Here is a 26,261-nt window from a genome sequence, read left to right as displayed (position 1 = left end):
ACGTTTTATAACTAACTAACTCTTAGTAATACTTGTAATACCACCCAGATTCACGCTTAGAAAATTCTTTCACCAATTTTTCCAGTTTCTGATGATTGTGACAGTCTTCATTCAGCATTGACTTCACTTGAGGAAGAACCTCGGGACATTTTGTGTAGAGATTCTTTATGGATCGAACACAATGCTCCAAGATTGTAGGAGAAATTGTCCTACAAAGAATAGATGCTATTACCGAAGCAGAGCTTCCGTCATAGAAATTTGATAGTGCAGTTATTACAGGAGTCAAAATGCGTGGGAAATCTTCTTCAATAATCTTCTGAAAGACTACTATGGAATCGTTTGAACGGACAATAACATGTGAATTAATTGAATCAAGGAACTCTCTGTATCTTCGACTGGTTTCCTCCGTTCGGTAAGTTAGCAGGTTAGATTCAGTTACGTTTTTTAAAACGGGTACTGCATGTTTACTTCCAAGAGCATTGATATCTGCAATATTCTGGTCAATAAGCGCCTCATGTAATTGATGATACTTCTTGTTGCTCGGAGATGATAACTGGAATTCTTCGCTCAAACCAATGGTTTCACTATCGGGAGGTCCTTTACTGACTTGTTGTATTACGGATAATACATCACTAAAATCTTCGTCGGAAATGAATCGTCCTGTAATTCCCAAATCAATGAGGTGTCGCCTGCAAATTTCATCAGACCATAGTGGAGTAATGTCCAATGGACTATTAGGATCCAATGAATTGATTCGAATCAAATTTGCTTGTCGAGTAGAATGTAGTCTATTCAAAAATTCTCCATCCAACTCAGCAAAACTCATAGGATTAAAGAATAGTGTATCCCCGCTATCAAATTGCTTCCTTGCTGTTTCCATAGATATACTACTGAATTTATTGCATGCTGACGACATAGATTCACAAGCCCTCACTTCATTGATCATTTTCTTTGTGGGAATATCAACTGGCTCAAGTCCAGACGAATAGAATATGGAGAAAATCACTTCTCTGTATTTGAGAGGCTCCAACTCAGTTACTGGGTTCTCAATTCCAATAGGACAAACGTATGTGGCGTCTTCTACTTCCAAAAGAAGATCACAAGCAGTTGACCAATCCGATTCAATTTCAATTCCAGCTAGAATATCCATTGTATCTTTTTCTCTTCGATCCGCTATTGCTCGAACCAAGAGCTCTTTCATCTTTCTGAAATGACCAACTTCGATTTCCCTTTGGATCATCTCACGCAATTCGTGAAATCTATCTTCAGAATTCATTCGTTCCAACATCTAATGCACCAGTGTCTATAATAAAACATTATTTCGATAAACGAAAAAGCTAGCAACAGAAATGGTAATACAACTAATACGAGAGGATTTATTGAACAGTATTTTGTCCTTTCATTCTATTTTGAGAATTGGTTGGTTTTCAAAATAGTCAAAAATACCTCGTTCTAAGATTAGAACTATTTACCCTCTTTCCATAGTATTCCTTGAGTGTGTCAGATTGATGCGTGGTAACCTAACCGGATGCAGGTTAGTTCCCCTTGACTCTACGTATACGATGTTGGCATTTCTATCTCCTCAACAAACCACATACCTCTAAGAAGTTCCAATAGCGAGATCGAAGAGTTGATGGGCAGAGCTCCGGTAATCCGGCACCATCATCGACTTGGCACACTCGAGCATTTTTCTTCGTAAGTCGACTGTTGTAATCCGGCTAGTTTTAACATATGTACCAGTTCCATAGAAATCGAGCTGGGAAAGAAATTTGATGTTTATCGCAGTATTTTGTTGTAATACGTTTAATACGGTCATTAGTACATCTCATTCTGATAAGTTAGATTGCTTTTTAGAGAGAGTTGTTTTCATAGGTAGAGAGCTAGCTAGCTGATCTATAGCATTTTGGAGTGTTTTCTCGGTAGCTGTATAACTCTCTAGCTCTTCTTCTGAAATACTTCGCTTCCCAGCTAGCGTTTCCCTAATCCTCCGGTAGTTGCCGATTCTGGTTGCTACTTCCTCAAAAGGTCTGAAAATCGTATAATCAAAGAGACCTAGATAGGCTAGAAGAAGCATGGTGTATAGACATTCAGTAACGTTTCGTCGTGCTTGCTTCAGTGTTCTATTGAAAGCCCCTCTTGTTACACCCATTCCTTCACTTGTTGAATTAGATCTCAAATTGGCCTTTTCATCATAGGTAATGTGATCTCCATACTTGTCTTCTACAACAATATCGATGAGTAGTGTCTCCAGTTGCGTATTTGTAAGACTGGATTTCGGTAACAATGATTTGAGAAGGGGTTCCTTCAGTACCTGTCTCGCATTCCTGGCAATGTGTTTCAGTTCTTCTTCTTCGCTCAACTTAATTCAACCTCAGTGGACCAGATGTTGTTTCTTCACGTGGTTTTTTGTATCACCGTTCATAAATCCTCATTTTGAATTTAAGGCGTTATGAGTGCTGATTGATGGGGCAAACATCTGTGTGTTTCTACGGATACAGTTCCGTATACGGGATTCTTCCTAATCAACTTAAGCTAATCGCTCACAAGAAGAAAAGATGGAATCTAAGATTCTCAAAATAGTTTGTAATACAGATAATACAAAAAGCTAAAAGGCCCATTGTCTATCAGGGGGAATTGACACGAATCGAAGAATCACATTCCCCCGAACCTTATCAAAACGATGAACACCGAAATAGTAACTCTTTTCGCCATCGTTCCATTGTATTTTTCGTCTTTTTGAATAGTAATTGAATAGAGTTCTACATCTCTCACGAACGACTGAGAAGAGATTCGTGTACTGCCTGCGTTGAGATGGTCGTATGCCCCACTGATTAAGAATGAATCGATTTGCAAGAGTATTGCTCGATATCAAAAGGGAATTCTTGCACTCTTTCGATTCATCTATTTTCTCCATGAGTGCTGTGCGCAGACATTGGGGTATGGATGCAAGGATGGAGGGTGTTGCCTTTGGTTTTCCTCTATTGATGTGTATATTGTTTTTCGTTCCACGACCAGTCAATGCGAATCAGTTATCATATACGCATTGAACCTTAAGAGCATGTATAACAAAAATAGTGGACAGTACACCACAAAACCATAACAGACTAGATTCGAATGCTATTGCCACTTCATTGAATTAATATCATGAGTATTGATAGATTCAACAGAGGTCCATCCAAGATTGACAGTAAGGGCTGAAATCCATGTCACTGGAATTGTACAGGGAGTGGGATTCAGGCCATTCATTTACCGTGTAGCCAAGAGAGAATCTCTGAAAGGATATGTTTTGAACCTCGGAGATGCTGGTGTAAAGATAATAGCAGAAGGTAATCGCCAGAGTATCCTGAATCTAATCAATGAATTGAACCATAATCCACCATCGATATCCCGCATTGAATCGCTTGACATTGAATGGAGAGAAGCGGAAGATAAATACAGTGATTTTGAAATCGTGAAATCATCGGAAAAAAGAAGCGAAGATGCAGCACCCGAGATTCCACCAGATATAGCTGTTTGCCATAATTGCATAGAGGAAATGTTAGATCCCTCTTCGCGTTGGTACCTTTATCCCTTTACAGCTTGTGCAGCTTGTGGACCTAGATTCTCCACCATAACCGACTTGCCATATGATAGGCCAAACACAACCATGGATGAATTTCCACTTTGTAATAATTGTAATACAGGTTACACCAACCCATTAAATCGTCGGTATCATGCTCAAACTACAGCTTGTCCCAAATGTGGTCCCACATACAAACTCGTAAGCAATGAAAAAGAAATTGCACGCGGACATGAAGCAGTATCTGAGACTGTTCGACTACTAGCAAACGGATCTATTGTTGCAATACAAGGGATTACAGGAACACATCTTGCTACAAAAACTACGGAATTGGAACCAATTAGGAAATTGAGAAGCAGAAAACAAAGGCGAAATCAACCTTTTGCAATCATGACAGAGAGCATAGAGAGAATGAATCAATTCCTTGTTCCTTCAGTATATGAAAGGGAATTACTCGAGTCATGGAGGCGGCCTATTGTACTAATCAAAAAGAAAGAAATACCAATAATGAAAAATCATGGAGCAATTAGCGAAATACCAGCCAAGTCGCTTGAAGAAATAGCTCCTGGGTTGGATACAGTGGGGGTTATGTTGCCCTATGCACCGCTACATCATCTACTTTTTCATTTCAGTCAAGAACCTGCATTCGTAATGACAAGTGCCAATCCAAGTGGCATACCAATGTACAAAGACCCAAGGACTATTCTCTCAGAGCTTACCAATATAGCTGACTACTTTCTGGTTCATGATCGGGAGATTGATCAACGAGCCGACGATTCTGTTTTGAAAGTCGTTCACAAAGAGAATGCGGTCTTCATAAGACGCTCGCGGGGTTTTGTTCCAAATCCAATTCCGTTGAAGAAATCATTCAAAGAAATAAACATATTGGGAGTCGGACCAGAAGAAAAGGCGACAGCATCAATTTCTAAATCAGGCAATATCTATATGACCCAACACATAGGCGACACAAATAGCCTTGAAAGCTTAGAATTTCTCGATGAAGCCATTCAACATATGATACATCTTCTAGGAATTGAAAATCTAGATGCTATCGCATGTGATTTGCATCCTCAATTCCTAAGTACAGAATATGCCGAGGAACAAGCCAGAATGAATGACATACCGCTACAACGCGTGCAACACCACCATGCCCACCTAGCCTCCATACTTGTCGATCATGAATTAGAGCTTGATACGCGTATTGTGTGTATTACAGCCGATGGGTATGGATACGGACGTGATGGAAGTGGATGGGGAGGGGAAATTCTGTTAGGTAACGCTTTGGACTACTCGCGAGAATCCGGCTTAATGCAGCAAGTATATCCGGGAGGGGATCTTTCAGCCAAGTTCAGCACGAGAGCGCTCTTGAGTATTCTCCATAATTCGATTCCGATTGATGAAATCATTGGGTTAGTGGGAAATGCACGAATAAGCAAAAATACTATAGCAACCAAAGATTCTATCTCAGTGCTCATCGATATGATAGAGAATGAGATAAACACCTTAGCAAGTAGCAGTACAGGACGAGTCCTAGATGCAATCTCATTGGCGCTTGGAGTCTGTTCTCAGAACACTTACGATGGCGAGTGTCCAATGAAACTTGAAGCTCACGCAAGAGAGACGGATTTGAAAATTGAACCGGTGTACTTAAAGACAAGAAGAGGAAGAGAACTGGATACTACTGAATTCTTGAAATCAGTAGTAGAATTGAAGAAAAAAGGATATGATCCGCGAGAAATCGCATATGCAGCTCAATGGTCGCTCGGAAAGGGGTTTGCTGAATTGGCTATTAGAACAGCAGACAAAGAAGATATACAACACATTGGATTCTCAGGAGGCGTTGCTCTAAATCGTATTCTTACAAAAGCAATAGTATCACAAATCGAAGCCGTAGGGAAAACACCATTGATACATAAAAAGGTCCCTCCGGGAGACGCAGGGGTTTCACTTGGGCAAGTTGCTGTTGCCGCTATTCGCGAAGCAGAGTAGATACTCGAATGTGAATGATTGATCAAGTTCTTAAATCTAGAATCAGTTAAATCTAGTTCACAACTTTAGAGAATCCCAATTCAATTGCCTTTACATTGATTTCCTCGAATTTGCCAGGGAATTTCTTCTTCACAACATCAATTGCAGTTTCTTTCGTAATTGGTAGCAAATCAGTAGCTACTATAGCACCGAAAAGAACCATATTCATTGCTCGAGAACTTCCCGCTTCTTTTGCAAGATTCATTGCATCGAGTTCAGTAATATTGCTCGTGAGCTTCTCTATGTTCGAAGTTATTTCATCAATTGAAGGATACTCAGCCTTCCCCATTGACACCGCAACCGGATACTGAATATGTGAACTCATCAAAACATGACCATCTTTTTTGATTCTACTTATTTCTCGAAGAGTCTCTACTGGCTCAAAGCCAACCAAAATATCAGCAAAGCCTTCATCAACGATAGGACCTTTTGCCATTGGCCCAATCCTCACAGTACAAACTACATGTCCCCCCCGCTGAGCCATTCCATGAATTTCTCCGACTCGTACGTTATATGACTCGTTTAGGGCAGCTTTCGCCAACAGTTCTGCTAAGGTGAGAACACCTTGTCCTCCGACACCTGAAATCACTATGTTTATTGTATTACGATTATTACTAGACATCTTTATTCCTCCTGCATAATGGCTCCTACAGGACATACATCCACACAAGTACCACAGAAGTTACAGAGATCCTTGTCAATGGCTGCTTTGCCTGTTTCCGTATCCAAATACATGGCAGGACAAGACAAGCGATTGAGACATCTTTTGCACCCCGTACAAGTCTCTTCATCGACGTAATAGGGGGAAGGGCGCTCCTCTTTTCTTCTTCGTTCTGCAGCTGTAAGAAGCGCACAAGGAGCCTTTGAAATCATCACAGCAGGTGCTTGATTCTCACGTATCCAGTCCAACATCTGTCGGATATCTGCTACAAGATCAGCCATTGAATCAAAAGGATTGACCGTTTTTACATATCGAACACCCAGACCCTCGCAGACTTTTTCTATATCCAAACCGGGAACCTGTTCCCCCATGCCAGTTAAGCCTGTACCAGGATGGGGTTGATGTCCAGTCATAGCAGTAGTTCTATTATCTAGTACTACAAGGGCTATTGGATGCTGATTATAGACAGCATTGGCGATACCCGGCAAACCCGAAGCAAAGAAAGTACTGTCACCTATAGAAGCAACAACATCCTGATCCGTTACGCGAGCAATTCCACAAGCCGTGGTAACTGAAGAACCCATATCAAAGAGGATATCAGCTGTTTCCAAGGGAGGAGAAATACTCAACGTGTAACAGCCAATATCTGAAGGATAGATGGCCTTTCCACGAGTAGCAGTTCGAATTGCGTAGTAAGTTGCTCGGTGAGGGCAACCGGGACACAGAAGAGGGGGACGAGGAGGGAGTTCTGGTAACTCCTTCTTGGTATCTTCGATGTCTTCCCAGTCAACAGGTGACTCCCGATTCATCATTTTTGAAAATGCATTCATTACAATCTTAGGAGTATATTCGTATACCTCAGGGAAGTAATCTTGTTCTTTTCCGAGGATGGTTACATTAATTTCCTGTAGCTGGGCTATTCTTCGGGCATGAGTTTCAAGAAAAGGCTGAAGCTCCTCAACGATGACTATTCGTTCATGTCGACCGAGAAGTTCCTTAATCTTCTCATCTGGAACAGGATGTGACATCCCAATCTTTAGTATCTCAGCATCGATTTCCATTGTTGATAACGCTTCAAGAACATAGTTATACGAGACTCCACTAGTAATGATACCGAAGTCTCCTGAACTCTCAAAGAAATTGAGTTCGGAGGAGTTGGAAATTTCTCGAGCTTTTTCTATTTGTTCCAAAAGCCATGGATGTCGTTTCCTAGCCACAGCTGGAACGGGAACAAAACGGAAAGGGTCCTTTTCGAAAGATACCGTTTCAGGACGAGCTGGAATGTCATCATAAATGATTGGGGCACGCGTATGATTAACACGAGTAGTCGTACGAAGAAGAAAGGGTAATTCGAGACGTTCAGAGTATTCATACGCCTTATGAAGCATCTCTTTCGCCTCAATAGGATCAGCAGGCTCAAGCATTGGCATGTTTCCCATTAAGGCATAGTATCGCGAATCGTTCTCATTCTGGGAACTCCACATACTTGGATCATCAGCTACGACAATAACCATGCCAGCCCTGACACCCACATATGCTAGCGAGAAGAATGGATCTGCTGCAACATTAAGTCCTGGTCCCTTGCAAACCATCATGGATCTTGCTCCAGAAATGGCGGCAGCACCTGCAACTTCCATGGCTACCTTCTCATTCGAACTAAATTCAAAGTAGAAGTTTTCAAGATGAGGTGCCATTCTGGCAAGATTGTTACCAATCTCACTACTTGGGGTTCCAGGATATAATGCCACAAGACGAACAGCAGATTCGAGTACCCCTCTTGCAATGGCTTCGTTAGCCAATAGTAGAACTTCCTTTCCAGGTGTATCTTCCAAAAGAGTATCAACTTTTGTCAATTATTTGCCTCCGATCTGGGCCAAGGCTACTTCAACTTCAGGAAAAATTAAGTTACGCTATCAGTCTTGTGGTGAATGAAGATTTGTTACACGTGTTCTAATGTTGTATTATCTGTAATACATGAGTAACTCCCCTCTATTTCCAGTGGAAATGAAAAATGGAGAAGCTGAAAAGCTAGTTGTCTATCCTTTAGAAAAATGGAGATAAAATGAATATAGACTAACTTATATATATACCTTTCCATAGACCCTCTTATTTCTTCTTATTTTTTCTACATGAAACAAGGGGGTCATAGAGAAAAGTGGAACACGTGTAACAACTTTATATTCTTTCATTGTAATATCTCGTTGACTACTTCAAAAATACGGAATTCAAGTATATCTTGAAATCTGTTGAAGAGATCTAAACATTCCTGGTAACATATCTCCGGAACTACTATAGCAGAATCATTTACTCTTCTTGCATCTTTGCACGTGTCGAGAAGACCGGGTTTTCTACGTTCCTTATATCCTCCCGTAGTTTTCCATTTGTACTTGTAGCCATATAGCTTCTTTGTGAATGAAACCCTTTTGGAATTTGCCCCTTTTGAGCTATTACAATCATATAGAAATAGGTACAATTTCACTGCGCTCACCAGAAATAGTAGAACACCTGTTCCAAATTTCAAAGTCTGTAATATGTTTCTGAGAGGAAAATGTTAAATCGATGTTTCTAGCGACATTCAATATCCACCAAGACATTTGTTGAAAGCTGGTGAATGCATGGTTACTCTCGCTATTCGCAAGGAAGAGAAAGCTTTTGAAGCTAGAACCCCTCTGGTACCTGAACATGTAGGCAAGCTCATTTCAGATGAAAGCATTGATTTTATTGTTGAACCGAGTGACCAACGAGCTTTCGACGACAAAGAATACAAAGATGTAGGCGCAACTCTATCAAAAGTCAAGGGTAGCGACGCATCGGTTATCCTTGGTCTTAAAGAGATGCCCGATTCTGTTTTTGAACCTAACAAAGTCTATGCTTTCTTTAGTCATACAATCAAAGGTCAAGAACATAATATGCCCATGCTCAGACATATAATGAATACTGGCGCAACACTTCTCGATTATGAGCTTATTGTCAATGATGAAGGATCGCGGCTCGTCTATTTTGGCAACTGGGCTGGCATGGCTGGAATCTCTGATACACTGAGGCTTCTCGGTCAAAGACTTCAGTATGAACAACTCGATCCTAATCCATTTCTAGAGTTAAAGGCAACTCTCGATTGCGATGGGCTTGGCGAGCTTCGACAAGAGTTCAAGAAACTGGGTGAAAGAATAGAGAACCAGGGTCTTCCCCAATCTACTCTTCCATTTGTAGTGGGCTTCGCTGGATATGGAAATGTTTCTTCTGGAGCACAGAAACTCTTTGACGTTCTTCCACACAAGACCGTAAATCCTGAAGATCTGGACAATCTAGAGCCACTTGAACATACCTTGTACAAGTGTGTTTTCAGGGAAGAACATATGGTCAGACCTATCGACAAAAGTACTGATTTTGATTTACAGGATTATTATGCGAAAGGTTCGAAGGCCTATGAGGGCAAATTTCATCGGTATGCTCCGTATCTTACTGTGTTAATGAACTGTATATATTGGAGTCCCAAGTATCCTCGACTTTTAACGAAGGATTTCATGAGAGAACATTGGAAGGAAAGTGTTGACAAACTCAGGATTGTTGGAGATATATCCTGTGATATAAATGGCGCAATAGAATTTACTGAAACTTCTACCAAACCAAACAAACCTGCCTTCACATATATTGTCAAAGAAGATAGAATTGTACACAGTGTGAAAGGTGAGGGTCCTGTAGTGGTGGCTGTAGACAATCTTCCTGCAGAATTACCCAAGGAATCCTCGTATTCCTTCAGCGAAACTCTCTTACCTTTTGTCCCCTCTCTTGCTTCAGCTGATTTTTCATCGTCCTACACAGACCTAGAGCTTCCTCGTGAACTTAGGGATGCTATTATTGTCTACAAAGGAGATTTAACAAACGAATTTGAATATCTGAAAGAACATCTACCGGAGGAATAGACGTGAAAGAAATCTTATGTTTGGGTGCAGGTCTTGTTGCAAAACCATATGTTGACTATTTATGCGGCCATGGTTACAATGTAGTTGTGGCTAGTAGAACAAAAGAAAAAGCTGAGAAACTCGTTGGTAGCTATGATAATGCCGAGGCGAAACGATTCAATATCAAAACAGATCATGAACTATTAGAAAAGATGGTTTCAAGTGCTGATTTAGTTTGCTCGCTTCTGCCCTATATTTTCCACGTGCAAGCCGCGAAAGTTGCGATCTTGCATGAAACTCATTTCTGTACCACTTCTTACATCTCTGATGAAATGTGGGCTTTAGACGATGATGCCAAAGAAGCCGATATCATTCTGTTGAATGAATGTGGTGTGGATCCCGGTATTGATCACATGAGCGCCAAAAAAATCATCGACGCGGTTCACAACCAAGGTGGCAAGATTGAGAGTTTCACTTCATATACAGGTGGGCTTCCTGCGCCCGATGATAATGATAATCCCTTTGGCTACAAACTTTCTTGGAGTCCAAGAGGCGTGCTTCTTGCAGGAACTAACGATGCTCATTTCCTCCGCGATGGTGGGGAAGTTGATATTCCTGCTTCTGAGCTTTTCGGAAACTGTGAACAAATGGAGATTCCAGGATTAGGAACCTTTGAAGGTTATCCGAATCGAGATAGTATCTCCTATATTGATATTTACTCCATCCCTGAGACAAAGACAATGATTCGAGGGACCCTGCGCTATCCCGGTTGGTGCAGAACTCTTAAGGCAATTACTGATTTGGGTCTCCTCAGCCTCGAAGAACAAGATTTGGATGGAATGACCTATAACGACTTGGTCCGTGATTTGACTGGTTCTTCTCAAGATAATTTGAGAACAGCTGTTACAGGAGCTGCAAATTTAGATCCGGATAGTCCTGTACTCGATAGACTAGAATGGCTTGGTCTGTTCAAGGACAAGACCATCCCTAAGGAGACCCCGACGCCCTTAGATGCGTTATGCAACCTATTTGAGGAGAAGCTGCAATACGGTCCAAATGAACGTGACATGATAGTTATGCGCCATCAATTTCTTGTTGACTATGATGACAAGAAAGAGGAAATTACCTCCACACTAATTGACTATGGACATCCTGGTGGTCCTTCTTCTATGTCGAGAACAGTTGCATTACCGGTTGCTATTGCCAGTCATATGATTTTGCAAAATGAAATCAATCTGAAAGGAGTATTCCGCCCCACTGTTCCGGAAATATACGATCCAATCCTGAATGAGCTGGAGAAGCATAATATCGAATTTGAAGAACAAAAGAAACCAGTATGAGTAGCACTGGCCTTTCACTATCTTCAGTTCACTCTCTTTGTATCTGGAATGTCGACAGGATTTTTTCAGCTCGTTTGATATCGCTTTGAACCTGATTCAGTTCAGTCTTGAGTCTATATGTGTACCCTGTCCTGTTTCCATACCTTTCTACATCTCCTTCCCCATCGTCCCACATTCTTGCAAGGTATGTTGAGGCAGTGCTTTTTGGCATTTTTTCGCCAAAAGTAGTTTCATAGATTTCTGCAACGTCCAATGAAGAGAATTTCCCATGTTTGAACGATGCATAGATTACCATCTGCATCTTTTCGAAGTTGCTCATGGAATCGAAATGAATTTCATCTAGTATCGATTCTTGCACTGCTTCCTCTTCGTGAAATTCATAACCTGTGCTAGTCTCAAGAAACACCCGGAATTTCTCAAACATTTCATCCACAGAACCTCGGATTTGGAAACTCGATTCTTCTCCTGTGGCCTCATCATGTACTAGAATCTTGAAATCAAAGGGATTCTCAGTAAGTCTCAAAATCTTCTTGAATCTATTAAGAGCTTCATCCGGTTGAACATACTTGCATTCAAAAATCTCTCTTGAACCTGGACCAGAGCTGTATGTGAATTCGTATACATAGGGTGTTCTATCGCTCTCATCCAAGATAATTCCACAGCTCCATTTTTGTCGATGTTGCTCCTGCTAGGAAGCCATTCACATCTTTACAATTGACTCTGCAAATAAGTGTGAGTATGTGAATCATATATACCTCGATAGTAGCTCCATAGCGCAATATACTACCAAAAAACTTTCTGTCTCCATTGAAAGAATAAAATAAGTCATTATAGACCTTTTTTGGGTAAAAATGAACCCTATAACTACTAAAATACGTTTTAAGAAAATCTCTCCAATTTTTCGTGTGTTCACTTTGTTATCGGATTTGTGAATACTTGAAATAATGCTTCATAACTCTGGTAGCCAATCTCCAGTGGAAACGAAGGGGTGGCCTTATTCACATGGGTAATCAAAGTTATGGGCTCTTTATTTTGATATTAGAACTGTTTCCACTTTGTTAGAAAAATTGTATTCACATTCTTGGCGCCATTCACAGTAAATCAATGTGAATATGTGTAGATAGTGTGAAGTGTGTACATATTCCCGCCATACTACGATGTTATTTCTCACAGTACTGTTACAGATTTGGCCAGATTACGCGGTTTATCTGGATCATATCCCTTTCTTGTAGCCATGTAGTAGCTGAATAGCTGCAACGGTATCACAAAAGGCATTACTGAAAACTCAGGCTCAATGCCTTGAGGAACTTCGAAAACATGATCCGAAAGGTCCTTCAATTCTTCATCTCCTTTTTCAATCACTGAGATGATAGAAGCTCCCCTCGCTTTCATTTCCATGATATTTCCAACAAGCCTTTCCCTTGTTTGGTCTTTGGGGGCAACAAAAATGACTGGGTATCCTTCTTCAACCAATGCTATTGGACCATGTTTGGATTCCCCTGCACTATAGGCTTCTGCATGATTATACGCAATTTCCTTTAGTTTGAGTGCACCTTCTTGAGCTGTTGCTATAGATATACCACGCCCTAAGAATAGAAGACTCGGAACATCATAATATACTCCAGCTACGCTCCTTGCTTTTTCTTCTTCTGTAGCTATTACCGTGGATATTACCTCAGGGATTTCCTCAAGGGATTTTTCCTTTCTCTCAATGAGTTCCTTTTTTGACCCGGAAAAACGACCTAGCTCAATAGCAATCTGGGCCAACGCAGTTAATTGGACCATGAATGTTTTAGTAGCAGCCACTCCAATTTCCGGTCCCGCTTGTGTGATTATTGTGTGATCTGCTACCCTCGTGATTGAGCTACCTACAACATTGGTCACTGCAATAACAGTTGAACCAAATTTCTTCGCATACTTAGCTGCGCTCACCGTATCAGTAGTTTCACCTGACTGAGTAATTGCTAGTACTAAATCGTCTTCAGACAAGGTATCATATATTGTGTCTTCAAAATCGCTTGCTAGCTCAAAAACCGGAACGATTTCTGATATCGATGCAAACATATGTCTACAGGCCATTCCTGCATGACCTGAAGTTCCCATCGCTATTACATAAATCCGCTCAGAATTGAAAATCATCTCTGCGGCCTTCTCAATTGTTTCGTTGCGGAGTCTGAGAGTGTTCCGTACGGCATCCGGCTGCTCATGAATTTCCTTCAGCATAAAATGAGGAAAACCCGCTTTTTCGGCTTGGTCAGCAGTCCAGCTGATTTTTACAGCATCCCTTTCAACTTTAGAACCATCAAAGAGTTTCTCAATTTCAATATCCTGTTGAGTAATTGTCGCAATTTCTCCGTCCAACAGAAGAATCATGTCTCTTGTCATAGGAAGAAAAGCCGGAATATCTGATGAGACATATGATGCATCTTCTCCCTTCCCAATCACCAGGGGATTCCCATCTCTTGTGCAAACTATACGATTTGGTTCTTCTACTCTCATAGCTACTATTGCATATGTGCCATCTATTCTTGTCGTGACTTCAGCAACAGCTTCTTTCAAATCGTAACCCTGTTCAAGTAGGTCTTCAATCATGTGAGGAATTACTTCTGTGTCTGTTTCCGATTCGAATTCGTGGTTTTTCTTCAATTCTTTTCTTAACTTCATGAAATTATCTATTACACCATTGTGCACAACAGCAACTCTGTTATCACAATCAAAATGTGGGTGTGCGTTTACAAGAGAAGGAACGCCATGAGTTGCCCATCTAGTATGGCCTATTCCCATCTTTCCTGGCAAATCATCGAGATTCAGTCGTTTGTGAACCTCGTCTATTTTTCCCTTATCCTTCTTAGTGTGAAGCTTTCCTTCGTAGATGGTTGTCAAACCTACTGAATCATATCCTCTATACTCGAGTCGTTTTAATGCCTGATGAAGAAAAGGTGCAACTTCTCCACGCTTTTGGACGACACCTACAATACCACACACGCTGAAATTCTCCTGATATCTCGTTGTTCAACTTCAAATACTGAAGCCAATGCGTATAAGAAGCTTCAATCTGGGAAAGCTTTCCATTAACCAGTAAGCTCTATTTCAATGTATACAGAATCTGGTATCTTTACACGCATGATTTGTCTAATGGCTCTTTCGTCCGCATCAATATCAATCAAGCGTTTGTGGATTCTCATCTCCCACTTGTCCCAAGATTGGGATCCTTGTCCACACGGAGTTTTTCGAGTAGGAACAACCATTCTTCTAGTAGGTAAGGGAATGGGTCCGGCCATACGGACACCTGTCTTGCGGGTAATGCGCTTAATCTGACTGCATACATCATCTAGATGTTCAGTGCTCGTACTTGACAACCTTATTCTTGCTCTTTGTGACATTTGGAATCGCACCCGTCTTGGTAGGTGTCTTCTGCAACCTTTTTCAATCTGGATAAAAAGCTTGTCTTATGCATGGTCCCTTGAAACAAAAGAAAAGAGTAAAAGACGTTATTTGGTTTCCGTATCCAGGAAATACCGGTAGGCTAGTCTCTTGAATGACCTAATGATTGTGAAGCTCGGCGGTTCAGTAATTACCAACAAGGGCGAATATCCCCCATCTGTCAACAAGGATCGGATAAATCGAATAGCACGAGAACTAAGCATTCACAACGGCCCAATGATAGCTGTGCTGGGCGGTGGGGCCCACGGTCATCAACCAGCTAGTCGTTATGGGTTTGGCAACCCTAACACGCCAAGGCGAAAACGTTTGGCTGGTATACCCAAAATCCGGAAGAATATGTCACTTCTTTCTTCGGAAGTAGTTGGCTCTTTGCAGGATTCAGGTCTACCGGCTGTTGCTTTTCCACCTTTCGCTTTCACTTATCTCAGAGATACCAATATACGGCATTTTCCCTGTTCGTTGATTGAAAAAGCACTGAATTCCGATTTCCTCGTAGTTACTCATGGTGATGTATGTTTTGATGAGACTCTGGGAGCTTCCATATTGAGTGGAGATACAATTGTAGTATACTTGGCCAACAGACTTAATCCACTGGGGGTTTACATCGGAACAGATGTGGATGGCGTTTTTGATGAAAATCCCGATAATACTCCCCATGCAAAAGTAATACCTGTAATACACTCCAAGGAGATGAAAGAAGTCTTATCCAGCACTGGCCCATCTTCATCTGTAGATGTCACTGGGGGTATGAACAATAAAGTTAGGGAATTACTCACCATAAATCAAAGTACAAGAATTGCCATCTTCAATTTGAATATCTCTGGCAGGTTATCTGATCTTCTAAAAGGTAAAACACCGGTTTGTACACTCATTCAACCATGAACAAACTCCCTAAATTGGAAGAAATTCCTTCTCTCCAATACCTAATTGTTACATTGTCTGGTATAGTAGCATCATCTTCCACTACACTGGAATCTCCCAAAATACATACCGCCTCATGTGTTTCACATGAATCGCAGGTTGCTTCTGAATTTGAACTGATTATACGTTTCAGTCTGCTTTTTTCAGGCAATATCGCATAAGACTTGTTCCCTACACAAAAATCGAAAGGATAATGATTCGACACGATTTTTCTCTCAATACTTTTCAATTTTTGCTCAATACTATCTAAAGCTATTGACTTGATGTTTCGAAACTTCTTCGCTCCAAGTACCCAACGACCTGGCCCTAAATTGTGCAGTTTCGACTCTTTGGTCAATCTCAAAAGATGACACTCCCCTGCCTTGATCATCTGGGAAAGAGCTCGCATGCCATCGCTTTCATGTAATGGAACGGATCTTGCCTTTTTTGATTGAATGGCTGTTGTACTAATGAACCTGAGAAAATCCCCCCACTCAGTTGCTCCTCCAGAAACGGAAAGGAATTCCCGCAATAAACCAAACCAGATTCTTCCACCAATGCTTGCTTTCGATTTCTTGATTGTCTTGTTGGACTGCTCCAAAGGCGACTCAATTTCGTGGCTCTTTTCAATAGTCGATTTCTCACCCATTTGGGAACCCGTGCACGTACTGATCATTCTATCAATTGAGCTCTGAAACGCAGGTATGATGGTTACAGAATCGAATCCATCGATTCCTTCAATTCTTTCACGAACTTTCGCTGCCGCAATGCTTCCTCTAACTATTACATACAATTCTTCAATTGTATTCCCCATTTTCCTCATACATTTTTTAATTGTACTAAGTATTTCTTCAATAGATGATATTCTAATCCGTTCAGGTACTATCAAAATGGCGTTACTCTCCACAAGAAAATTAGGAGAGGTTTCTGAACCATCATGTTCGAATTTGCGTATCTCATTCGATTTCTCCAGTATGTACTCTGATATTGCTGCTTCTATTGATTCGTTGGCGTTACCCGGGACAGAGAATACAAAGCCCCCCTTAACGACAGGAAGTGCCTCCCTCTGGATTATTGAAAGTGATATGAGCTCCTCGATGAGCTCTTCCTGTGTCATATCAATGTCACCATAGTTGAGATTGGCCAAGAACTCCTCCAATTGCCCTTTCGTTACAAAATCATGGGATGCAAGATACCCAGTTACTAATCCAGATATCTCTCCTAAGACATGTTCTCTTCTCTTAGGTGCCTCTCCCTTTTCAACACAAACAGAATCAGCCCCTTTACTGATCTTATTGTCAATCTGATTGCAAATACGTGATGTAGATTCCTGCTGACCATATTGCGGCATCAGCGTTTCAATTTCAAAGACACTCACATCTGGCAATTTAATCAAAGCATTGCCTACGCTAAGTGACTGTAAATATTCCTCCTGTCTATCATCTAGAGAAAGATATTTTCTACCAACAGCGCTATCATAGGGTAATCTAAAAGTGATTTTCGTAGAAGTATTGGCTAGAATATTCGATGATATGTTCGGTCTTGTTGAAACCACCACGACAGCCTGTCCAGTTGCTCTTTGAAGCATGACCATGGACTCTCCCGTTGTGACATCTGCAGCTGAACTTCTCGTGTAACTCTCCGGCACCAAATTGTACGCCTCCTCAAGAACCACAACATGTCGAAGCCCTTCAGTTACACCTCTCTGCATCGCAGAATCAAAGACTCTTTTCACAATGACATTGTACAAGAGCCTCGCTGCATCCATGCCGCCAATCCGCGCTACATAACTCAAATCTACAATGACTCTTCTGTCAAGTAATGTTGAAATTTCTAACGTCCTTTTCCCCGGTCCAAAAACTGTAGCTAAGGGCTCTCTGAACAAGACTTGAAGTCGGTTTATCAATGCATCCCTAGTCATTTCGGAAATGCGGCTTCTGGCATCCAAAGACGAGATTCTTCGTTCAAGAGAAGCCACTGTCTTCTCCTCTTCTTCTAGGACTACTTTCTCCACAGATTCTCGTAGAAGTCTTTCCATGGCTGGTGAAAGCTCAGATGAAACATCCCTCTCATTCAATAGCTCTCTGATAATGGTGAAAGTAATATGTGCGTGCCTTTCGGGACTGTCTCCTTCTGGCGCAAAAAGGTTCAGAACGAAATCATCTTCCGCACCAGGGATCAAAACATCAACCGACCCAAATCCGCCTTCTTGAAGATCCGAATATTCAGAACCCTTTACATCGAATACTAACCATGGGACTTCCGTTTTGATACTTAACTCGGCAATGAGTCTCTTTACCAATGTGGTTTTTCCTGTGCCTGTTGCTCCCATCACTGCTATATGCTCTCTGAGCCAATCCTTCTTTAATCCTACCTTACCAAGACATCGAGAATTGAATACTGCTCGTCCAATCACCAACTCATTTTCGATAATCTCATTTTCCGGAATAGAAAAGAATGGTGCAGCCTTTCCTGACACTACTGGCAGCTGCTGAGACGGTGTGTTGAAGTAGGCAACAAGCCTTTTCAAATGTATTTTGGAACTTTTCACAGCTCGTCTGTTCAATACTCGATAGCTGTTTCTACCTCCCAATTTCGCGGATTCTAGTGAAATAGACCCCTTCTCCCCCCATATCGATATTAGAAGCCCCCTAACGCCTTCTTCAACAAGTCTCAACTCATTTGGCGAGTTAGCTTGTATTACTACGTAGATCCCCGCTTCAAACCATGCGTCAACATTACCTATTTCTTTGTACTCCTCCAGCAACCTCTCTTTCATAGCATAATCAGAGAGCGATTCCCTCTTCTCACGCTCCTTTCTACGAATTTTCTTCCAGCGATTTTCCAATGCCCTCTTCTCCCTTCCGGGATTTGCAGGCTTGAATGCACAAGTCAGACTTGCATTGTATCCTTGTCTTAGAAGACCTACTAGAAACGTTCCTATCTGTGAGGTTTCTTCTTTAGGATTGACACTCGGAGTTCCAGTAACAACAATGATTCTCTTATGAGTTTCATCCCGGCTAGTTCGGTCATCTCGTCGCGTTTCTAGATTCGTTTCACGCATGGTCTCAATAGCTTCTCTTAGTTCTTCCCCTCTTAATCTTCTTACCTCAACTGTATTGAGCGTGCTGCGTAAGATAGCTTCGCATCTAGTAGAATCGATTTGGAGCTGCTGTCGCAGGCTTGTGACTGAATCTCCCCGCGCTGTTATGAATAGCCGGATGAAAGGTTCTTGATTGATAGTACCCACTTCATATGCCATAGACGTATAATCATCCATACCTTCACGAAGTGCAAGAAGTGCTGATACTACGTATTTGTGCTCTCCCTTTTCGTCAATCTTCACAGATTCGGTAACCGAATTGAGTTGAAGAACACAGGTTGCAAGGATAGACCTGTCCAGCTGTACAACAAGAATATCATTTTCTATCGACGTGGATATCTTCTGAGATTTGATTCTAGAACCTATCACAACGCCCCCAGTAATCGGAGGAAATAGAAGAAGAAGACTTTCGACCAAGGCTCTCATAGGTACAGCTAATGGCGGCGCAACGTCTGTGATTGGTAGGATATATGCCATTACAAAATAAAATACTGAAGATACGGTTGAAATTGGCCATATGATTCGTATACACTTTGAAAACTTGATATCCATTTCCTAAGATACCCCACAGGCCTTCAAGCATGTTTGCAATTCTTTCTCTCTCCATTCGCATTTAGAAGCTAAATCTATCAGGATGACCTGTTGAGATGTACCGTACTAAGTAATATGAAGTCACCAAATACTCGATATTCATATCTTCGCGCTAATCTCGTTTCCCAAAATACACCCGCTCTGAATTGTACGAGGTTAATAGAGTCATGTCAAATTATGAGTTGGGTTGGAATCTGGAAATGTTGAACAGCACATCTCAAGAAATCAGGATGAGTTTTGATTCAGCAGAATCAAGATTCGTGATGATAGTAGCTGTATTGCTTTTCATCTTTTTGTCATGCAATTCAGTTCCGGTCGAAGGAAGTGAAACTCCCGCTTATGCTCGAGGCGAAAAGATTACCATTGAATGCTACCTTCTTCAAAATGGAACCTACGGCGATCCAGTTTCTAATCAAGAGGTAGAATTTTTTGACCAAACGTACGACACCTATATTGGTTCCTCAATAACCGACGAAAATGGTTTTGCATCTGTTGAATGGCAAATACCGATTATCCATCCCTTAGGCGAAACAACCCTCAACATAACCTTCCGGGGGAACGAAACCTTGGCCCTTTCTCCATCAGTACAATGGACGGTTATTACCATACTATCATCTACTACTATCACACCAACCATTCATAACAACAGTCTACATCCGTTTGATACTCTTAACATGTCTGTACGCCTGACTGACGATACAGGATTTCCTTTGAATTCTCAACTAATCAGGCTTTTGAGCGGTGGTCAAACAATTCAATCTACTTTCACAGGCGAGAATGGTTCATTCGAACTCTTTTTAGAATGCAATCTATCTTGGGCTAATCTTGGTTATAATACAATCAACATAATGTACGGCGGAAACTCCACTGAGTATCTCCAGCCTAGTCATTCAAGTGTTGGTTTTACTTTAGAGAAAAAGGCAACGAAAATTTTCATCTCAGATAATACCACACTCTATAGCAGACTTAACGATAGCCATCGCTTTTCTGTTACCCTATCATCAGGAGAAGAATCAGTAAGAAATGCAAGTATTGAGATTAGAATCAACAATGAATATTATGACACTCAATTCACTACAACCTATGGCACTGCTTTCGTAGACGTTCATTTCAATGAGTCATTCAGTGTAGGCAATCATACAATGAGTATACACTATCATGGTAGTGAACGGTATGAAGCATCGGACTCTTTTCGAACAATCATATTATCAAGCCCTTGCTTCGTAGATTTTGATGAGAAAGAAACACTGACTGTGAATTCCCCTAATATAATAACGATGGAGTTACGCGACGCTTTTAATCGCCCAATTCCACGCGCAAATGTAACCATAACTGATACAATTTCAAGAGAGAATGCTTCAGGAATTCGACAAGAAAACGGAATTTATTCTTTTACTATTTTCTTTACAAAACAACTTGGAAGCAGAGACCTTTTGCTTCACATTTACGATATGCCCTATTTATTGAATCATACTTATTCTTTCCAAGTTTATGTTTGGTCTCAGCCCGAATTCGAATTCCTATATTGTAGTACAATGGGTTATGCAGCACCCGGACAGACTATCTCCTTTCTAGTTTCATTGACTGATTCATATGGTCCTATATTTTACAGTGAAGTTCAGATCCTGATGAATAACAATGAGTACGGAGCAGTTCATAGTGATGGAAATGGCCAAATCTCGGGCAGCATCACTATCCCCGAAAAAGAAGGTTACCACTCCATTGCTCTGCATTATGGAGGAAACAAATCTGGCTTCATTCTAAATAGAACCCGAATCTTCCAGATTAACGTATCGCATAGCATCCCGGTTGTTCCATGGTCTATTTCATCCCGATTCATACCGATGGAGAAGCGAATTTCTGTCAAAATGATGCTGCTAGCCCTCAATGGCTCTATGATTGAGGGCTTACAGACTACCTATAAATGGTTAAACCAGAGCTACCGCACCAGAACGTCAAAAAGTGGCTTGTTGGATCTTTCGCTTGGAATTCCTAATCATCCAGGTACTTACACCCTAGAATACCATATAGAATCAACTCAAGGAATCAAAGACTACGATGGTTTTCTCGAAATCGAAGTAACGGGTTTCGATATTAGTAAATCGAATGGTTTTGGTTTGCTTCCTTTCACCTTATCCATAGCCTTCTCATTTTCACTGGTCTTGTTGCCCCCTCTCAGAAAGAGATATCTCCTAGGATAGGAATAATTGGTGCTCCGGCCGGGACTTGAACCCGGGTCGAGGGATCGAGAGTCCCTCATGCTGGGCCGGACTACACTCGGTAGCCTTAGGGCAAATACCCAAGACCTCTACCGGAGCTTCGTTGCGCCAGCTCGGAGCGGGACAGCACCATTTTCAGCTCAAATAAGCCTTTCTCAACGGCATTTGATTTTCCTAATCAATCTCCAATAACTCCTACTGCAGTATTTCACATTTGTGATGTTGAGGAAGAATCCTTGCATTTACAAAGAAGCAAGCAAAGAATAGTGGGATTCGCTTTCAGGAAAGAACATCAAATTGCTAGGGATTCAACAGATCTGATAAATTGCTCCAACTGTCTTCTAACAATCCAAGCAGATCCGAGATGACCTCTTGAGCCCATCCAGTAGCTTGCAATATAACTGCAATTACAATAGAAACTGTAACAACCGCTATTCCCAACAATAGACTCTCTTCAACAAGGGGGCCGCCTCTAGTATCTTGCAGAGGATTGCTTCTTCCTGTCATTATCAACATTCTCAATAGCAAGTTGTTAATGCACTATTTTAACCCAACAGAGTCGGATTATTCTCTTGATATTCGAAAATCATGACAAACCATTTCCTATAGTTTTGGGAACCGTGTGAATATTTAATGTCTCACCGTTCACCTGCCAAAATCGACCCCGAAACAAGATCCCCCAGGCATATAGATTCTTTCTCATATTTCACCGAAAATTCGCGGCCAATCCTTATGATGCCCGCTTACTAACATTTCAAGATTCTCTTCAATCGAACCTTCATTGTTTTTGGGAATATAGCTTTCATCTAGTTCGAGAACATTAGCGTAATCTGATTTACCACTCTTCTCATAGAGAACGGTCAAACCGTCAAAAACTATCAAACCATTCTCTCTTTTTCGTTGAATCTTCGCTACCTCTGCAACATGTCGGTCCGAAATACCTGGTTCTCTCTGTTTCATTGTAACTATCAAATCCATCATTGCAATCTCGTGTTCACTAATTCCATGTGAATCTCTCCAACGCGATATCAAACATGATGAATTCCTACTGTGGCAAGTTTGGATGGTTCGCAGTCCGGCGGCTAATGCTTGAAAAAGAGCTGAGCTATGCTCGGACGTCTGAATTTCTCCAAGAATCATGTAGTCTGGAGAGCGATGTAGACATTTCACAATTTCATGGGTCTTACTTAGCCCTGCTTTCCCCTCATCATAAGGCGAAACCCTGAATCTTGTCTGTTTATGGTTCTTCCATAGACGACTTTCAATTGCATCCTCAACATACAGTTTCCGCCAGTGGGGAGGAGTCATCATATCAAGGGCATTGAGGAGAGTAGTTTTTCCACTACCTGGCTCACCTGTAATTGTTATGTTCGCTCTTGCATGTATTGCCGATATCAAAAAAGCTGCAGTTCCTATCGAGAGAGTCCTATTCTTCACAAGATCTACAATGGTAAAGGGATTCGAACGTGCACGCCTGATTTCTAGAGTTAGTCCATCTGGGCTTAATGGGGGAATAGCAGCTGATACCCGCAAGAGCACATCAGCAAGTCCAATTTCTGTCTTCAATGACGGATTGTTATGATCAAGATGGAAGTTGCTTTCAGCTCGTATGAACGTCATAAACCGATTAACATCCTCATTCTCAAAGGTAATTTCGGTATCACACCGTCCTAGTCGACAATGATCGAAATAGATATCGGCTCCCGGTCTACTCAAGAAAACCTCTTCGACCTCCTCGTCAAACAGGAGGGGGAAAATAGGAGCAAGAACAGATTTGCGATGAGCAACGATATGGGAAATTCGTGTTTTCATATCATTATTCATTTCAGGAATGATTTCAGAAAGATGATCAAAGATGATTTCCTTCTCGTTAGTTAGCCTATCATTCAAACCCCCCCTTACAAAGGGACTCTCCCCTTCTATCTGGGGGTACTCCATAAAAACCTCCTCAAACAGGGAATGTTCGAGCGGTGTTCTTAGCATTGGTATTGCATGATGAACTGGTGCCTTGCTATGATCACCTCTAACGAAATAGACTAGATACGCTCCTACTCGATATGCATCCACAATTCCTGACAAAGAAAGCCTCGCGCTTTGACTCAAATACGCCGAGTCCCATCCCTTTGTTAACCAAGGGGGGCCTTTCACTTGTTTCCTATTTGAAGGCGCAAGATGAATATAGCCTCTCTCAGTTTCAAGTAGTACTAAACGAGTGTCGTATTCTTTCTGCTCTTTCCATTGGCGAATTCTCTGACATTCCCCCTCTTTGTAACTTTCACATTCAACACAACGGGTTTTAGGACATTCCAATAGTTTTACATCTTGCCTGTTTCTTGACATCATCTTCTTATCAACTGTATCAGAGCCCATTGTTTTTCACATCAAGATACGAACCAATGTTAGTTGTTTATCACGCCGCGAAATGAAGTCAGAGATGATTCCAGTTCCCATCACCGGTTTAGGGCTACGGATTTAAGCCCCCCTTCAAATTGAGAAATCTAGTTTGAGTTGCGCCTCCTGATTGGATACACTACTGACTTGTTATCCTAATACATTTCTTGATTACTCCGAAATGATCACGAATGCTATATTCTGCCACATCAGTTGCTTCAGAAGTGAGTTTCTGTGTTAATACCGATTGTTTTCCTGCTTTGATAGATATGACTCTGTCAGCAGCATAGGCTGCGGACACAGCAAAAATAAATGGATTTCTGCCCCCTCTTCGTGAGGATGGAAATCCCCTCAAAATTTTCATTAGAATTTTCCTCAGCTTGTTCTCGTATTCCTTTGGTTCCCAATCTCTTGATTGAACTCTCTCAACCACTTCTGACTTATTCATTAACATAGATAGTATTCTGGGCACATATTCCCTCGGCTTTCGAATTCTTGGAACATATCCGGTCGCTGACCGAAGATTAATCGCTTCCCTGACTATGGTCCGAACACTGACCCTGTGACCACACTTATCGAAAGTTTCGGCTATCTCCTCGAGCGTTATTGGAGCCTCTTCTTTGAATTCCCTAACGGCCATAAGAAGACAAACTGCAATTAAGATGATATTGTTAGTCATCTTGTCTTCTGCTTCGTTTACCAGTTTCTTGTACAAGTAGGCGGTTCGATTTCGAACTTGTTCGCTTATCATCAGGAGCTTAGAAACGCGATTGAGCGTTCGTAGTGCCCGATACTTAGCTTCATCGTCCCCTATTCTGATTCTAGTACTATATACACTCTTCAAACGTTGGAATTTCTTCTGAATCCTTCCTGATAATGCACTACCTTTAGAATCACGGAAGTATTTGTCCCTGTGAAATCCAATATAGCTTCCCAGCCCATCTACTATATGCATTCTATTTCCTAACGATACATACATCGCTGCATCGGGGCTATCATCTGACTTCTGTTGCCCCATCTGATATGAAGGATTTACGTATTCTCTTGATACTACTAGTCCACAGTCTAGACAGACGATATATCCATCACTTGTTGCGAGAGCACCAGAACAATCCGGACAAGTGCCAAGAAGCTCTCGATATGAATCAGCAGAGTTGTCTGTCAAAGCGTAATACCCGATTATATCCTGTGTAGTCTATCCCCTTTTGGATTTCACAACTTCTTTGTACGGAGAAAACAATGGATTATACATTCAATCATATCTCTACTTACCTATTACCAGTCAAAGACGGCCTACTGGGAATGGGGGTGAACCGAAACTATTCTCCAAAAACTCTTAGTCCTACCAATGATACCAACTATCAATGCTATGCCAGGGGAACGAACAAAAACCGCTTCAATTGTTTTCGATTTTTCTTTTCCCCTCAAGGCTTACGAAATAGCTATATAGAATTCTTCTGATTCAAATGATCGTCTTTCAGTTGAAGATGCTCCTTTAATGCTAATCACCATTCTTAACCCCCCAATAGAACCTACCACCCTTAGATCCTCCTCGCCTTCGATTTTGAAAATCGTGCCTTTGGCATAGATACTGGACTGGCTCCCCCTCTTTGTTTCTCGTGGTGAGATGTGCACATCTACTGGTTCTTCTGAATCTAATGTCTCGCAAAGCACTTCTGGCAATTCAAGAGTCAGATTTGCCTCCCCTTTACGTGAAGATATTTCTAAAAGCCTTAGATTCTTTGTTTCAGTTTCTTCCATTGATTTAATTTTGGCATTTTCAAGTTTAACAACCATATCCAGAGCTCTCCATAATCGAGACGAATAACCCTCGTTTGGGGTCCGAATTAAACTTGTCGTTAGCAGCTTGGGGCCTTTTTTAGAGAGCATACAAATCAACTATAGTGGAAGCAATGCAAGTTAAGCCCCTGCTACTCATTCAAATATCATGTGTTGTCCTTCTAGCTTTCGTTATGCCAGTTTCAGCCTTCTATTTCCAACTCGATTACTTCCAGACAGATCAGATGGTTTATGAAGTCGGAGAGACTATCGAAATGGCCGCGAAGCTTACTGCAGATTTTGGGAGTGATGGTTGGTGTTATGTGTCGTTTACTGTATCTGAG

Annotated in this window: 18 protein-coding genes and 1 tRNA gene; 5 read left to right on the top strand and 14 right to left on the bottom strand. The window is 41.4% G+C overall.

The annotated features are described in order from the left end of the window. Positions 1-22: 22 nt before the first annotated feature. The 3 genes from GF309_12930 to GF309_12920 all read right to left on the bottom strand — a co-directional run bounded on the left by GF309_12930 (position 23) and on the right by GF309_12920 (position 3,019). Positions 23-1,276, bottom strand: a complete 1,254-nt coding sequence (locus GF309_12930) for a hypothetical protein (GenBank protein ID MBD3159687.1) — start codon at positions 1,274-1,276, stop codon at positions 23-25. Between the two features lie 549 nt (positions 1,277-1,825). Continuing rightward, positions 1,826-2,359 (bottom strand): hypothetical protein, encoded by a 534-nt coding sequence (locus tag GF309_12925; GenBank protein MBD3159686.1) that lies wholly within the window; start codon positions 2,357-2,359, stop codon positions 1,826-1,828. A gap of 246 nt (positions 2,360-2,605) precedes the next feature. Further along, positions 2,606-3,019 carry a hypothetical protein gene (locus GF309_12920; GenBank protein MBD3159685.1) on the bottom strand — a complete coding sequence of 138 codons (414 nt, stop codon included), beginning with the start codon at positions 3,017-3,019 and terminating at the stop codon, positions 2,606-2,608. Positions 3,020-3,151: 132 nt separating this feature from the next. On the opposite strand from GF309_12920, the gene hypF reads away from it, so the two are divergent. Further along, a complete protein-coding gene (gene hypF, locus GF309_12915) occupies positions 3,152-5,548 on the top strand; it encodes a carbamoyltransferase HypF (protein ID MBD3159684.1) in 2,397 nt (798 codons plus the stop codon). 52 nt (positions 5,549-5,600) lie between these two features. Here hypF and GF309_12910 read toward each other — a convergent pair whose 3' ends face one another. Continuing rightward, a complete protein-coding gene (locus GF309_12910) occupies positions 5,601-6,209 on the bottom strand; it encodes an indolepyruvate ferredoxin oxidoreductase subunit beta (GenBank protein ID MBD3159683.1) in 609 nt (202 codons plus the stop codon). A 2-nt stretch (positions 6,210-6,211) separates the two neighbouring features. Next, complete coding sequence (iorA, locus tag GF309_12905) at positions 6,212-8,101, bottom strand: indolepyruvate ferredoxin oxidoreductase subunit alpha (protein MBD3159682.1); 1,890 nt, start codon at positions 8,099-8,101, stop codon at positions 6,212-6,214. A 762-nt stretch (positions 8,102-8,863) separates the two neighbouring features. On the opposite strand from iorA, the gene GF309_12900 reads away from it, so the two are divergent. Together GF309_12900 and GF309_12895 are read left to right on the top strand one after the other, a co-directional pair. Beyond that, entirely contained in the window at positions 8,864-10,171 is a 1,308-nt protein-coding gene (locus GF309_12900; GenBank protein ID MBD3159681.1) for a hypothetical protein, read from the top strand. Between the two features lie 2 nt (positions 10,172-10,173). Beyond that, positions 10,174-11,490, top strand: coding sequence for a saccharopine dehydrogenase (locus tag GF309_12895; GenBank protein MBD3159680.1), 1,317 nt, complete (start codon positions 10,174-10,176; stop codon positions 11,488-11,490). Between the two features lie 28 nt (positions 11,491-11,518). On the opposite strand, the gene GF309_12890 is transcribed toward GF309_12895, so the two are convergent. From GF309_12890 to GF309_12880, 3 genes are all read right to left on the bottom strand, one after another. Continuing rightward, the gene (locus tag GF309_12890; GenBank protein MBD3159679.1) at positions 11,519-12,139 is read right to left on the bottom strand and encodes a hypothetical protein; all 621 of its coding nucleotides are present in this window, start codon (positions 12,137-12,139) and stop codon (positions 11,519-11,521) included. A 518-nt stretch (positions 12,140-12,657) separates the two neighbouring features. Further along, the gene (gene glmS, locus GF309_12885; GenBank protein MBD3159678.1) at positions 12,658-14,475 is read right to left on the bottom strand and encodes a glutamine--fructose-6-phosphate transaminase (isomerizing); all 1,818 of its coding nucleotides are present in this window, start codon (positions 14,473-14,475) and stop codon (positions 12,658-12,660) included. Between the two features lie 86 nt (positions 14,476-14,561). Beyond that, on the bottom strand, positions 14,562-14,873 hold the full coding sequence (locus GF309_12880; GenBank protein MBD3159677.1) for a 30S ribosomal protein S10: 312 nt from the start codon (positions 14,871-14,873) through the stop codon (positions 14,562-14,564). A 163-nt stretch (positions 14,874-15,036) separates the two neighbouring features. Here GF309_12880 and GF309_12875 point away from each other — a divergent pair, with 163 nt between their 5' ends. After that, complete coding sequence (locus tag GF309_12875) at positions 15,037-15,816, top strand: hypothetical protein (GenBank protein ID MBD3159676.1); 780 nt, start codon at positions 15,037-15,039, stop codon at positions 15,814-15,816. Here the strand turns inward: GF309_12875 and GF309_12870 are convergent. Then, positions 15,803-19,489: a DUF87 domain-containing protein gene (locus tag GF309_12870; protein MBD3159675.1), complete on the bottom strand. Its 3,687-nt coding sequence runs from the start codon at positions 19,487-19,489 to the stop codon at positions 15,803-15,805. The two genes, GF309_12875 and GF309_12870, sit on opposite strands and share 14 nt — an antisense overlap. Positions 19,490-19,695: 206 nt before the next feature. On the opposite strand from GF309_12870, the gene GF309_12865 reads away from it, so the two are divergent. Continuing rightward, a complete protein-coding gene (locus GF309_12865; protein MBD3159674.1) occupies positions 19,696-21,729 on the top strand; it encodes a hypothetical protein in 2,034 nt (677 codons plus the stop codon). 7 nt (positions 21,730-21,736) lie between these two features. Here the strand turns inward: GF309_12865 and GF309_12860 are convergent. The 5 genes from GF309_12860 to GF309_12840 all read right to left on the bottom strand — a co-directional run bounded on the left by GF309_12860 (position 21,737) and on the right by GF309_12840 (position 25,935). Further along, positions 21,737-21,813, bottom strand: a tRNA-Glu gene (locus GF309_12860). Positions 21,814-22,047: 234 nt separating this feature from the next. Beyond that, a complete protein-coding gene (locus tag GF309_12855; GenBank protein ID MBD3159673.1) occupies positions 22,048-22,254 on the bottom strand; it encodes a hypothetical protein in 207 nt (68 codons plus the stop codon). Between the two features lie 192 nt (positions 22,255-22,446). After that, positions 22,447-24,117 carry a hypothetical protein gene (locus tag GF309_12850; GenBank protein ID MBD3159672.1) on the bottom strand — a complete coding sequence of 557 codons (1,671 nt, stop codon included), beginning with the start codon at positions 24,115-24,117 and terminating at the stop codon, positions 22,447-22,449. 160 nt (positions 24,118-24,277) lie between these two features. Beyond that, positions 24,278-25,303 carry a hypothetical protein gene (locus GF309_12845; protein MBD3159671.1) on the bottom strand — a complete coding sequence of 342 codons (1,026 nt, stop codon included), beginning with the start codon at positions 25,301-25,303 and terminating at the stop codon, positions 24,278-24,280. A 266-nt stretch (positions 25,304-25,569) separates the two neighbouring features. Then, a complete protein-coding gene (locus GF309_12840) occupies positions 25,570-25,935 on the bottom strand; it encodes a hypothetical protein (GenBank protein MBD3159670.1) in 366 nt (121 codons plus the stop codon). Positions 25,936-26,261 lie beyond the last annotated feature (326 nt).

It is taken from the genome of Candidatus Lokiarchaeota archaeon (assembly GCA_014730275.1).
GTDB lineage: Archaea > Asgardarchaeota > Thorarchaeia > Thorarchaeales > Thorarchaeaceae > WJIL01.
The sequence above is the reverse complement of the archived record's forward strand: the minus strand, read 5'-3'. Positions and strand labels throughout refer to the sequence as shown.